This is a genomic window from Clostridium aciditolerans (genome assembly GCF_016316925.1).
GTDB classification, from domain to species: domain Bacteria; phylum Bacillota; class Clostridia; order Clostridiales; family Clostridiaceae; genus Clostridium_AM; species Clostridium_AM aciditolerans.
Genome location: NZ_JAEEGB010000005.1, coordinates 61676 through 74834 on the forward strand (window position 1 = coordinate 61676; position 13159 = coordinate 74834).

General features: G+C 31.0%; 9 protein-coding genes and 2 riboswitches. Of the genes, 1 reads left to right on the forward strand and 8 read right to left on the reverse strand.

The window, feature by feature from the left end:
* Nucleotides 1-97 precede the first annotated feature (97 nt).
* The 7 genes from I6U51_RS04045 to I6U51_RS04075 form a co-directional block, all read right to left on the reverse strand.
* Entirely contained in the window at nucleotides 98-1351 is a 1254-nt protein-coding gene (locus tag I6U51_RS04045) for a prenyltransferase/squalene oxidase repeat-containing protein (RefSeq protein ID WP_211141314.1), read from the reverse strand.
* A gap of 25 nt (nucleotides 1352-1376) precedes the next feature.
* Nucleotides 1377-2144 carry a DUF4430 domain-containing protein gene (locus I6U51_RS04050; RefSeq protein ID WP_211141315.1) on the reverse strand — a complete coding sequence of 256 codons (768 nt, stop codon included), beginning with the start codon at nucleotides 2142-2144 and terminating at the stop codon, nucleotides 1377-1379.
* 27 nt (nucleotides 2145-2171) lie between these two features.
* Nucleotides 2172-2858, reverse strand: coding sequence for an ECF transporter S component (locus I6U51_RS04055; protein ID WP_211141316.1), 687 nt, complete (start codon nucleotides 2856-2858; stop codon nucleotides 2172-2174).
* Nucleotides 2855-4480, reverse strand: coding sequence for an ABC transporter ATP-binding protein (locus tag I6U51_RS04060; RefSeq protein WP_211141317.1), 1626 nt, complete (start codon nucleotides 4478-4480; stop codon nucleotides 2855-2857). The genes I6U51_RS04055 and I6U51_RS04060 overlap by 4 nt, the downstream gene beginning before the upstream one ends.
* Nucleotides 4461-5396 carry an energy-coupling factor transporter transmembrane component T gene (locus tag I6U51_RS04065; RefSeq protein WP_211141318.1) on the reverse strand — a complete coding sequence of 312 codons (936 nt, stop codon included), beginning with the start codon at nucleotides 5394-5396 and terminating at the stop codon, nucleotides 4461-4463. The genes I6U51_RS04060 and I6U51_RS04065 overlap by 20 nt, the downstream gene beginning before the upstream one ends.
* Before the next feature lie 63 nt (nucleotides 5397-5459).
* The gene (locus I6U51_RS04070; protein WP_211141319.1) at nucleotides 5460-8288 is read right to left on the reverse strand and encodes an Ig-like domain-containing protein; all 2829 of its coding nucleotides are present in this window, start codon (nucleotides 8286-8288) and stop codon (nucleotides 5460-5462) included.
* A 12-nt stretch (nucleotides 8289-8300) separates the two neighbouring features.
* Entirely contained in the window at nucleotides 8301-10280 is a 1980-nt protein-coding gene (locus tag I6U51_RS04075) for a cell wall-binding repeat-containing protein (RefSeq protein ID WP_211141320.1), read from the reverse strand.
* A gap of 297 nt (nucleotides 10281-10577) precedes the next feature.
* A riboswitch (cobalamin riboswitch) is annotated at nucleotides 10578-10777 on the reverse strand.
* A 292-nt stretch (nucleotides 10778-11069) separates the two neighbouring features.
* A riboswitch (cobalamin riboswitch) is annotated at nucleotides 11070-11251 on the reverse strand.
* 188 nt (nucleotides 11252-11439) lie between these two features.
* On the opposite strand from I6U51_RS04075, the gene I6U51_RS04080 reads away from it, so the two are divergent.
* Complete coding sequence (locus I6U51_RS04080) at nucleotides 11440-12399, forward strand: cell wall-binding repeat-containing protein (RefSeq protein ID WP_211141321.1); 960 nt, start codon at nucleotides 11440-11442, stop codon at nucleotides 12397-12399.
* Nucleotides 12400-12537: 138 nt separating this feature from the next.
* On the opposite strand, the gene I6U51_RS04085 is transcribed toward I6U51_RS04080, so the two are convergent.
* A complete protein-coding gene (locus I6U51_RS04085) occupies nucleotides 12538-13083 on the reverse strand; it encodes a flavodoxin family protein (protein ID WP_211141322.1) in 546 nt (181 codons plus the stop codon).
* Nucleotides 13084-13159: the final 76 nt, after the last annotated feature.

Here is a 13159-nt window from a genome sequence, read left to right on the forward strand (position 1 = left end):
TTTTTCAATTACTATGATACGCCTAATTTAAGCATTCGTCAAGATAATTATGGAAATTATTCATATTTTATCATTTTATGTTATATATTGATAGATATTATTTAAAACTATATATACTTCCATTTCCCTCTTTAAACATTTTATACGCTTCTAAGGCTTCCATAGCTTGTTCCGTTGCCATTGCATTATATCTAGTTCCTTTTATATGACTAAACCCTCCATCTTCTGCTCTATATTCAAGTAGTGCATCCAAAGGGTTTTTCCCATTTTTTATAAATCTATTATCACTTGTAGGGTCTATTCCATTACCACATAAAGCTATTATAACCTGGCATATACTCTCGCTATTTTCTGTTCCCCAGGAAGCGAAGCCTCCATTTTCTTTTTGCAGAGAAGAAAGCTTGTTTATTGCCTCGTCTACAGCAGCCTTTACTTCAGCTTTATCTTTGTATGGAGCTAAAGCTGTAAGAGCCATACCAGTCATATCTGGGTCAGCCTTATCTCCAGCATAATCCCATCCCTTGTCAACAGTTCTATTGTCCAATATAGCCTGTATTAACTTATCTCTTGTCCATAAAGCATTACTAGGCACATCAAATTTTCCAGCATCTAGTGCTATAAGACCAAATATATAGGCATTAATACCTTGCTCATCCATATCCTTGTTATTATATATTTTTTCTACAAGATTATAACCTTTAAAGTTTGTAGGATCTTTTCCTACAGCCAATAACCCTAGAACTGTTCTCTCATAATCTGTAGCCTGTCCCATGACTCCTTTTGTGGTATCTAGCTTATTTTCTAAAGAATTTAAATAGATTGAAGGAATTTCATCTCCATATCTAGCTATTCCTATTACTTGCCAATCACTCAATCCTTCTTTTTCTAACCTTTCAGGTTGTAATATTTTACTTGTACTTAATTTTATTGTACTATCTACACTTTCTTTATATTTATCACTACTTGAAGTTTTGCTGTCCTCTTTTGTTACTTTAAAAATACATTTTACATTTTCTTTTAAGTATTTATTATTCTTTGAATGAACTTTATCTCCTATATTTAATGTATATGTTTCCCCTTCTTTATACTCTTCCTTTGGAGCATCTACTACTATTGTTTTACTGTCACCTATTCTTATATTAGTTACTATAGAGTTTCCATTACTATCTTTCACCGTTATGTTGTTCTTAACAGCATCATTTAACTCTATTTCCTGACTAAATTTTATATTCCATGCTTTATTAACATCTTTTGTTTCCTTGTTTATTTCTGATGCCTTAACGGGCAACTGGTAAAATATCGCAGTCATTGTTAACACTAATATAATATACTTATTTTTTCTTTTTAACATTTAAATTCACTCCATTCTTTATAATCTATTTATCCCAATCATCAGAATATCCATCATGTATCCCATCTGCAAGGTATTTCCAAACTACTATGTCCCCTTTTTTGTATGTCCATTGTCCACTTCCTACATTAGGTTTATGAAATCTAGTATCACCTTTTTTCTTTACATAATAGCACCAACCTGATAGTCTACCTGCCTTTTTTTCTTCAAGACCATCTATAGCTGCAAAATACAAAGTTGATGCTGATCCTGTAGTTCTATAGTTTATTTTAGCTTCATCTAAAAGTTTGCAGGTAATATACCCTACTGTTTCTCCTTCTATATCAACATGCTTTTGCAGAATTACCCTATTTCCGTTTACTGTATCTATGAATACAAAGGTAGCCTCTTCATCTGGTTTTGGGGTTGCTGTACTTTGTTTAGGCACTGTAGCTTCTGCTGTTACACTGCCCTTTGAGTCATTTGAAACAGCTTTATTTTCTTGCGGAACTGTAGATGTTTGGTTATTAGCGGTCTTTTCTCCACTCTTAGTTGAATCCTTTGCTTTATCAGCTGCTTTGCTGCTATCTGTGCTTTGAGGAGTATCACTTGGTTTAGCAGAATTTTCTCCTTCTTTCTTATTTTCTTCTGCTGCTTTTGGTGCTTTCTTAGTATCCTCATCTTTACTTTGAGATGCTTGTTTATTTGTAACATTATTTGCATACATTCTCTGAGCCTTAATAGCTAAAAAAAACATAGCCGAACATACAACAAAAGCTATCAATGCTATTAAATATTTCTTTTTATTATTCATGACTTTCCCCCATTTTCTAATTTCTTTTTATTTTATATAACTTACAATAAGTCTTCTCTTATAACGCTGAAGTACTGGTAAAAAACTATCATAAAAAATTATAGAAAATATAAAAGAACCTCCACCATGTAAAATATCAAAGGTTAATCCAGCAAGGTATGCACCTATAATGCTTTGAGTATTAATAGGCTTTACAAACCCAATGATAAACCATATGTTCATAATCCAGTCAAACATAAATCCAAAGAAAAAACATACTATTGAAAATTTCATGGCAGAAACCTTTTTATCTCTTTTTCCCCAAAAGCCGCATATGATTCCTACGAGTCCCCAGGAGAACATTTGCCATGGAGTCCAAGGCCCTTGTCCAAAAAATATATTAGACAGAAAAGCAGAAGTACTTCCTACTAAAAAACCTTCATAGGGTCCAAATACAAACCCTGCAAGTGCAGTTAAGAATGTAACAGGTTTTGCATTAGGAATTGGTGCAAAAACTATTCTAGAAACAGCAGTAAAGGCACTTAAAGTAGCTATAATCGCTATTTCTTTTGTCCCCATAGTACTTTTTTCAAAATAGAAATAACTTAAAAAAAGTATAAGAAACACTCCAAAGGTGGTAAGCAGTGAGACTCCTGTTTGAGCATCTCCATGTAATGTTAAAGCCATAAGAAGTATAATTACAGCAGCGGTAAGAACAATTATTAATTTTTTCATATTATACACATCCTTAGCGCTTCTTCTAGAGTAAATATTTCTCTATTTTTACCTCTTAAAAGCTTATTTATTGAAGTAGTATAGAATATACCATCTGCTAAAACTTCCTTTTTTCCACCGTCTGCAGCAATGCTTCCATTAAACATAAGGATATATCGTGTGCAAAAACTACTTGCAAAATCTGCATCATGAGTTACAAGTATAATTGTTGCTCCTTCTTCATTGAGTTTTCTGAGTATATTTCCAAGTTTAAATTTCAATTCACTTTCAAGTCCTCTTGTAGGTTCATCTAAAAGAATTATTTCTGGTTTTAAAACCAAGATAGAAGCTATTGCAACTCTTTGCCTTTGTCCACCACTTAAATCTCTTGGATTTTTATCTTTTAAATCATATATTTCTAATTCTTTTAACACTTCTTTTATGATTTTTTTATCATATATATTGTAGTTATCCATAGTAAATTTAAGTTCATCATATACACTATCCTTTGATAAATAATCATTAGGATTTTGTGAAACATACCCTATATGCTTAGCTATACTTCTTATGTCCATGTCCTTCGTAGCTTGGTTATAAAGTTTTATTGCACCTTCATATTCTCTAATACCCATAATTGATTTTAGTAGTGTACTTTTTCCCGCACCATTAGCTCCCATAATACTTATAAAGTCACCCTTGTTAACTGTAAGGTTTATATCCTTTAAAATTTCTTTGGAATCAATTGTACAATTAAGCTTCTTTATATCAAGTATTGAACTACACTCTTCCTTATAGGTACTGCTCTCTTCTTTTTTTAGAGTTACATTGCTATTTAAAAATTCTATTCTCGCTTTTTTAAAGTTTTCAGGCATAACTTTAAAGTTTATCTTCTTAAAAAACTTAAGATAGTCTGGCATAAACATAAATTCATCTTTGCTGCAGTTATTATAAAAGTCTTTTTTATCTTTAAATGAAGTAATTTTTCCACTGTCCATAATAGCTATTGAATCTGCAGCATCAAACCATCTGTTTACTCTATGCTCTATGACAATAACTGTTATTCCTAATTCTTCATTTATTTTTTTTATTAAATTTACTATTTCATCTGCAGCTGAAGGGTCTAGTTGAGAGGTAGGTTCATCTAAAATTATGCATTCCGGCATGTATGCAAGGGCAGAGGCTACCACTACCTTTTGTTTCTCTCCTCCAGACAAAGATGTTATATCTCTTTCTGAAAGGTGAAGTATTCCTGAGAACTGTAGAGCTTCGTAAACTCTTCTTTTTATTACTTTTTCCTCTGCACATACATTTTCTAGCCCAAAAGCTACTTCTCTATGCACTTTGTTCATCATAAGTTGTTTTTCTGGATCTTGAAAAACCATAGTTATTTTTTTTGCTCTCTCTTTATGACTCATCTTATCAATAGGTTTAGCATCAATCTTGATTTCTCCACCTATAGTACCTCCATAAAAATGCGGAACTGTTCCTATTATAGCTCTTCCTAAAGTTGATTTCCCCGAACCAGACTTTCCAGCTATTAAAAACAATTCTCCTTTTTTTATACACAAATTTATATCTTCTAAAGACTTCTTTTTTTCTAAAGGATAACTAAAATTCAAGTTTTTAATTTCTATATATGACATCTTTTTTCTCCTTGCTGTTAAATATTAATACAAAAGTCATAACTACTATAAAAGTAAAAATTATAGCTATACCAATGTTAATAAAATTTATAATAGTTACACCGTCGTATATATTAAACTGCACCCAATGTTTAAACTGAGCAAAACAATAAAATATAATAAGTGCTAAACTTAATCCTATTATCTTAAAATCCCTAATATAAAATTTTTGTCTTTCATATACACTTCTTTTTCCGCTTAAGAATCCTCGTACATAGGCTGCTTCTCCTATATCAAAAGACCCTTCCATAGAGTCTTCTAACAATATAGAAAGTACAGGAACGTAGCTTGCAGTTTTTTCTTTAGATTTTTTCTTGTTGAATACTACTCCCCTTATTTCATATATTTCTTTTAAATTTTTAAACCTCTCCTTCATAGTTGGAACAAGTTTAAAACTTATCATAAGCATTAAAGTTGATTTTGGCATTACAGAAGAAAAGTACGAAACTGCCCTGTCAGAATCAATCATAATTTCAAGTATCATAAAAAGGTAAATAGCGGCCAATAGCTTAAAAGCCATAACTACAGCATATATTATAGATTCCAGTGTAAATCTTTTATGAAATAAATAAAAAAGTGTTTTGCTTCCTGCACTTACAAAAAACATATTTATTACAACTATTAAAATCGCAACAGGAATAAAATATATAAAACCTAATTTAAACTTTTTTGTTTCTTTACTTGAAACTATCATTCCTATTATAAATGTGTAAATAGAAGCCAATATCATGGGATTATCGTTAGAAAATACTATACTCAGCATAGCCATAAAGATAAATGCCACTGTTAACACATGATACTCTTTAAAATCTCTATAGTATTTTTCTTTTTTTTCTACTAAACAAACTTCTTCCTTTGAATTAGTGTATACTTCCATATGATCACTTCCTTAAAGTGCTTAAAGAATGACTGTTTAAATAAACAGTCATTCTTTAATGTATTATTTTACAGGTATCTCTATAATATCAGTGAATGGATTCATAGACTCTAAATCATCCCAAACAAAAGCCCTTAACTTATACTGACCTTCTTTTGGAAGCTTCATCATATTTGTTAACACAGAAGAATCTCCTTTTTTTATAGTTTGTTTTCCGCTTACATAGTTAACAAATTGACCATCTTTATCAAATAAACCTATTATTAATGAAGCATCTTGATCTTTTTCTCCTTTATTTGTTACATTTATACTTACTTTTGCATCACTTCCTAAATTAAATACTGTATCTTTTGTTAAATTTTCTATTTCTATAGTTTTGTTTTCTGGTTTATTTTCATTATCATCTACTTTAAAGCCTTTATATACAGAACCTTTTCCCTCTTTAAATGACTTATATGCTGCTATTGCTCTTAAACCTTGCTCTGTAGCCATTTCATTAGTTCTTGTATTATCTGTGAATCCAAATCCACTATTATCGCTTACTGCAAAACTTAAAAGTGCATCCATTAAGTTGTTTCCATTCTTTATAAAACGTTTATCTGTAGCTGGATCTATTCCATTATCACAAAGTCCTATTATTACCATTGCTACACTATTAGAGTTTGCACTACCCCAAGATGTAAAGCCGCCCTTCTCTGTCTGAAGCTGTGAAAGTTTCTCTATAGCTGCATCAATAGCTGCCTTTACATCTGTATTTGTATTATAGTAAGGTGCTAATGCTGAAAGTGCCATAGCTGTCATATCTGGATCAGCCTTTGTTCCACCAAAAGACCAGCCTCCATCATTTGTCTTTGAATCTAAAATAGCTTGTATAAGCTTTTCTCTTGTCCATTTCGCATTTTCTGGAATTTTAAAGTTTGCTGAATCTAATGCAATTAATCCAAATATATAAGCATTTACGCCTTGACTTTCCATCTTTGCATTGTTGTATATTTTTTCTACGAGATTATATCCTCCAAAATTTGTAGGATTTCCTCCTGCTCCTAATATTCCTAGAACTGTTCTTTCATAATCAGTAGCTTGTGAAAAAACTCCTTTATTTGTTTTTACAGTTTCCTCAAGTTTTGTTAAATAGTCCTTTGGTACTTCTTTTCCTGCTTTATTTAGCTCTAGAGCCGCCCAGTCACTTATTGAAATTTTTGGACTTATGCCATCAATAAGAGCATTTATTAAATTTGCATAACCTTTTGGTACTTCTGGTTTATTTTTCTCTACTGTTATATTACAAGAAGCTGTTTTTCCGCCATCTTCACTTGTTACTGTTATATTTGCTGTTCCTTCTTTTAACGCTATCACTTTACCATTATCATCTATTTTTGCTACTTCTTGATTATTACTTATCCATGTCATCTTCTTATTTGCAGCATTATCTGGAGTTACAGTTGCATTTAATTGTAAAGTCTCTCCTTCGCTTATTTTAGCTGCTGACTTATCTAAAGCTATAGATTCTACTTTAATTTCTGGCTTTGTTGGTTCCTCTGTTTTACTGCCAGCTACAGTGATTTTACACACAGCAGTCTGCTTTGTATATTGTGTTGTTGCTGTTATATTTGCTGTTCCTTCTTTTAATCCTGTTACTTTTCCGTTCTTATCTACCTTTGCTATATTTTCATCATCACTTGTCCAATTTATTTTTTCTGTTGCTTCTTTTGGAGTAACACTAGTAGTAAGAGTTTCTTCTCCATTAACCTTTAAACTTAATTCTGTTTTATTTAAATCAATTTTGTCTATATCTCTAAATGAAGTTTCATCCATAAATCCTTCTACAAATATAAGATTTATTTTGTCTCCTTGTTTTGCAGTATAAGAACCCATTCCCACATTTGGGAACACACCATTAACACTGTATTTCCAACCACTATATGTGCCTCTGTCTCTTTCTCTTTGGTCAGCTATCATAGCTATATATCCACTTCTATTTGCATATGTTATTCCCTTGCTGTCCAAAGTTCTTGTTAAAAAGTTTAAAACTGTTTCTCCGTCTTTTACTTCTAAGTCTTTTTCATCTAAAAATGTTCCTTTATAACCTGTAATATTTAAATTTACTTTGGATTGTACATTAGTTTCTTCAGTATCTTTTGGACCTTCACCACTATCTTTAAATATTGTTATTGTGTTTCCATCTTCCAGTTGAGCATCCTTTGAGTTATAGGTACTTTTGTCACCATTTAAGATATAGCTCCAGTATTGACCACCCTTTGACATTAAAATTCCTGTTGGTAAAGATGCTTTATCAAAATCTCCTCCATGACTTTTTAATGCTTCCATGATAGCTGCATTTATAGAGTTACCTTTTAGTACAGTAACTTTTTCGGTAAAACTGTTATCTTTCTCAGTACTTTTAACTGTTACATTTACAAAATCATTTTGGATTGAATCATAAGATGGCAACAAATCATAAGGTGATTTTGCATAATAGAAAAATATATATTCCCCATCTTTTATAGTCTTAGTTCTTGGCACATCATTTGGCATCATAAAGCCAACTTTATACATCCACCCACTTTGAGAACTATAGTTTCCATCATCTGTTCCATTTTTTTGATCTTGTATACCACTTACCCATCCACTACTACCAATTTCTAATTTCAAGCCTGAAGTTGTAGTAGCCCTTAATGCATCTTCCGCAGTAGGCTCTTTTCCATCACAATTTAAAGTAATTTGCTGTGGTTTCAAAAGAATTTCATTATACATTCCTACTACTGCAATATTAACATTTATACTTTTATTGCCTTCCTCTGCAAAAACACTAGTTATATTCATACCTACAATACCTATCATCATAACTAAGGTCATGAATATAGATATAACTTTTTGTTTAAAATTTCTCATATTACACCTCTATTATTTAACTTCAAATTCATTTATTCCTATTCTGTCTGTACTTGAAGCTTTGACAAATCCATGATACTTTCCTGCTTTAAGAATAGTATCTTCTTTTAAAGCTCCATTTGAATTTTGATTTATATAACTTAAATTTCCCTTTTCATCATATAAAACTATTGTAATATGATCCTTATCACTTTTACTATTTCCTTCTATTCTTATAGTCCCAATACTCATTTTAGTTATAGTAAAGTTTATTTTGTCTGTTATGTTTACAAGTTTAACATCTACTGGTATTGGGCCAGGTCCTCCATTGCCTACAATATTCACTTCTTTTTCTGCATAACCACCATCTTTTTCTACTCTAATTTTATGTGCTCCTGAATTATTTATTGTTATTGTTGCACATCCATCTATGTCAGTAGTTGCTACTTCTTTTCCATCTACTTTTACTGTTACTCCGTAAACTGGTCTATAAACACAAGTTACTTTTAGATTTATAGTTTCTCCCATATTTGCAGAACTTGGTACCTTCTCTAATTTAAGAGGGATTTTCCCACTATACCCTGGCTCCATTAATGAATGCCAGTCCCATTCATGATAGTCAAAATTCAAAGTATCTCCTTTTTCAGGGTATACACCTGAAGCACCTGTTGGAGTAAGTTTTCCATTTAAATATATAAACCAATCCTTACCTAAAATTCCTCTCTTTCTCTCATCTGTTGAAAGGTTTTCAATCTTTACATTTATTAATCCATCTATTCCATTTATAAAGCCTCCACCTTGAAGCTCAGCAACACTTGCTACACTTTTTAAGTAATCCATTGCATTTTTATTCTTCTCTATATTTACAGTTTTTGTTTTTATAGTTTTTGATCCATTATCTTTTGTAATTACTAAATTGAAAGCATCACCTTTTGGTGGATCTAAAACTACTCCTCCGCCACCAGCAGCTGGTGCTCCAGGAACTCCTATACCAGCAGTAGGAGTTTTACCATTAAACAAGTCTATCAATGCATCTTGTATTTCATTTGGTACTACAGTGGTTCCTCCTAGTGCTATAAGATTTGTTTTTTGAGATATTTTAGATTTTATAAACTCTGCTGTTTTAGAATGTATTGTCTTATATATAAGAATTACTGGCGATGATTTTTGAGCCGCTAAAGCAGAGCCTGAGAGTGCATCTGCAAATTCACTTCCTGTTGGTCCATCACCTTGAGCTATAAAAACGTTTTCGAAATTTAATTCACTTTGGAAATTTTGTATTATAGTAAGATTAGTCTCAAATCTATCTTGTCCACTTAATCTTGTAGCATTAGGAAGTTCATTTTGAATTTTATCGCTTATAACTCCAGTTCCACCAATTATGTAGCTCTTCTTTATACTTTTATTTTTTATGTAAGCTTTTGCTGAGTCTGTTAGATTGTCCTTTTCTGTTAGTAAAATAGGAATACCTTTCTTGGCAGCAATAGGTGCTATAGACAAACTATCTGCATAACCATTTCCTGAAGTGATTACAACACTATCTACTTCTCCTAAACTTTCAGCTACCTTTAAAGATGTTTCATATCTATCCTTACCCCATAGTCTTTCATTATTAGTTATACCTGCATTACTCAACTGATTTTCTACATTTTCTGATAAAACCCCTGGTCCTCCAATTATAAAAACCTTTTTGACTTTAAGTCTTTTTAATTCATTTATGGTTCCATCACTTAATCCGCTTTTATCTGTAAGCAATATTGGAGCATTATATTTTCTAGCAAGCGGTGCTGCACAAAGTGCATCTGCATATCCATATCCTTGAGCTATAACAGCCGTATCTGTACCATTTTTCCATCCATCTTCACTTATTTTTATAGATGTCTCAATTCTGTCATTTCCAAAAATTCTACTTTTCTTTATAGTTTCATCTGCATGTACACTATTATTACTACTGAATAAAATAGTACTGAACATAAATAAAATCAGCATTATTTTACTAATGATTCTTTTCATGTTATCCCTCCATATAATTTTATTAAAAGAGGCCTAGATTTAAATTTTATCTTTTGGGAAAATAAATATTTTATAAGTTTATGACTTTTTGCAAATTGATTATTGAAAAAGATATTAAGGAAATGAATTTTTATATTTTTGCATAACAATATACCTCCCTTTCTGTTTCAAAGGAGAATATACACACCTTAATAAGAACTGCATAAAAAAAGAACCACTAAGGGTTCTTTATATCGTTTAAAATAATATTTATAATAAGTAAATATTACTATAAGCTGTACACATCTTCCCCTCCGAAAGAATCAACAATATTAGGCAGGTTTCCTGGCTTAGATTCATCTTACTTCCTCGTCTTCCCAAGATACACACAAGTATCCTAGTGACATAATTGAGGTTTCATCATCTTCACAGTAGCGGCGGGCTGCAGTGGTTCTTCCACTTTCCCTTTTAACTGCCATTTTTAAAATAATGGCAGCACCTAATACTATAAATATTCAATTTTTTAAATTCATTTAGTTTACGTTCATATTTACATTATATTTGCAAATATGTATATAGTCAATAACATTTGTAATAATATCAAAAAATGTTTATAACTTGAAATAAAAAAATACACTTACTAGTAAGCAAGTGTAAATATAAGGATTATATATATTTAAATTAACACCATTCGTAAAATAAAAGGGACTTCTCTCGAAGCCCCCATTAATCAAATTATAAACACACACATTGTTATATCCAATATAATGACATAACAATCACTATGCATTTTCTTTCCCTCCGAAAGCTTGCAATTCAAGATATTAGGCAGGTCTCCTGACTTACACATCAATCCCTATGAATAACCTTCCCAACAAAACGTCAGTGGTAACATAAATTCATAAGTAGTGTTTACAGTAGCGGGGGCTGTGCTGGATTTTCACCAACTTCCCTATTAATCTATTTAAAGAACCTATAGAATATTATTTAATTTATTACACATATAAATCTTATTCCATAATTTATAATAAGTCAACAAAAAATTACTTTATTATTTCCCCATTAGATGGCAAAAGTGAAAATTTTACCATTAAATTATTCTGAAATAACCTTTTTTGTATTATAATAATACTAGAATATACAATATTTCAAAAAACTTACTAACATCAGAGGAACTAAAATGATTAAAAGCAAATTAATACTTATGCTGTGTTCTATAGGCATAACTTTTTATCTATCAACTAAAGTATTAGCTTCAAACAATACTCAGCGTATCTGGGGTAATGATAGATATGCTACTGCTATTGAAGTTTCTAAAGGTGGTTGGACTGATGGTTCAGAATATGCTGTACTAGCTAATGGTGAAAACTTTCCTGATGCCTTAGCAGGTTCAGCTATAGCAGCAAAAGAAGGCCAGTGGATTTACTATACGGACGGATATAGCCGATTGTATAAATCTAAGGATGATGAAAGTTCTACTATAAAATTAATTGATATTCAAGAAGATGCTGCATCTCCCTCTAGAATATCAGATATAAATGTTTTGGGCGAATGGATTTATTATACTGAAGGCTATGACATAAATAAGATAAAAATTGATGGAACAAGTAAAACAAAAATAGACGAGGGATTCCTTTTAGCTGTTATTGGTAATACAGTTTACTATATAAATGTTTCAGATAATAATGAGATATATAAAATGAAACTTGACGGTTCAAATAAAACAAAAGTACGTGATGAGGCTGCTCAACAAATGATTATCGGCAATAGTTTTATATATTACCCAGTAAATGGTGGAGTTTATAGAATGAAACCTGATAATTCAGATGTTGTTTGTATTGTTAATAATCATAACAATGGTGTAACCTTTAATGTTTCAAGTGATTGTATTTATTATACGATGGGAGAAGGTAATTTATATAAAATAAAATCAGATGGTAGCAGTAATGTTAAGGTAGCAGATGTTAATGCATTTAAACTCACTCCCGGAACAAGCAGTATATTTTTCCCTACCATTGTAGAAGATTGGACTTACTATGAATGTGATGTTCATACTCCAGGTGACGATTATTTTACATATAAGTGTAAAGTTAAAACAAATGGCTCTGAAAATAACATTATAAATCCTAAATATAGATAATAATACGAGGAATTAGTAAAATAAAAAACCTATGCTTTAATTGAATTTTAGCATAGGTTTTTATTATCCAATCATATAATCTATTAAATTTTGAGGTATTAATTCCATTTTTCTCAGTTACAACTGCTTCTTTAGCTACTAGATATTACTGCCCATCTTTTCTGCACGAATAAGATAGTCAGTAGATAATATATCTCCTTTATTGATTACCCCTGGAACAACTAACTGACCTCTATCTGTCCATTTTTGATAAGAGCAAATCAATTTATATGTGCTAATAATACCGTCAAAGGCAGATTCATTATTTTCTTCTCCACAAACCAGAAGCATACTCTCTTTTATATTTAGTTTCTTTTCTCCAATTATAAATGAATACATTTTATCAATGATTGCCTTAAGTTGAGACGGAAACGTATACCAGTATAGCGGTGTTGCAAAAACGATTACATCTGCTTTTTCTATAAGAGGAGCAATATTATTAAAGTCACAATTGAATGAGCAAGGTGTTTCTTTACTATAGCAAGTATTACAAGCTATACACCCCTTAATATTTTTTTTACAAACATCACATTTTACTACTTCGTGTCCTGCTTCGTTTGTTCCTTTTATAAAGGCATCAGCCAATAAATCACTATTACCTCTAACTCTTGGACTACCATTTAATACCAAAATATTTTTTTTCATAGTTCATTCATCCTTTCAAATTATTATAATTGACAACAATTAGAGTATAATTTACAATATAATATTAGTAAAGTAC

Coding starts and splice junctions, on each gene's coding strand:
- I6U51_RS04045 (WP_211141314.1), bottom strand. CDS start 1,351: ATGTTAAAAAGAAAAAATAAGTATATTATATTAGTGTTAACAATGACT.
- I6U51_RS04050 (WP_211141315.1), bottom strand. CDS start 2,144: ATGAATAATAAAAAGAAATATTTAATAGCATTGATAGCTTTTGTTGTA.
- I6U51_RS04055 (WP_211141316.1), bottom strand. CDS start 2,858: ATGAAAAAATTAATAATTGTTCTTACCGCTGCTGTAATTATACTTCTT.
- I6U51_RS04060 (WP_211141317.1), bottom strand. CDS start 4,480: ATGTCATATATAGAAATTAAAAACTTGAATTTTAGTTATCCTTTAGAA.
- I6U51_RS04065 (WP_211141318.1), bottom strand. CDS start 5,396: ATGGAAGTATACACTAATTCAAAGGAAGAAGTTTGTTTAGTAGAAAAA.
- I6U51_RS04070 (WP_211141319.1), bottom strand. CDS start 8,288: ATGAGAAATTTTAAACAAAAAGTTATATCTATATTCATGACCTTAGTT.
- I6U51_RS04075 (WP_211141320.1), bottom strand. CDS start 10,280: ATGAAAAGAATCATTAGTAAAATAATGCTGATTTTATTTATGTTCAGT.
- I6U51_RS04080 (WP_211141321.1), top strand. CDS start 11,440: ATGATTAAAAGCAAATTAATACTTATGCTGTGTTCTATAGGCATAACT.
- I6U51_RS04085 (WP_211141322.1), bottom strand. CDS start 13,083: ATGAAAAAAAATATTTTGGTATTAAATGGTAGTCCAAGAGTTAGAGGT.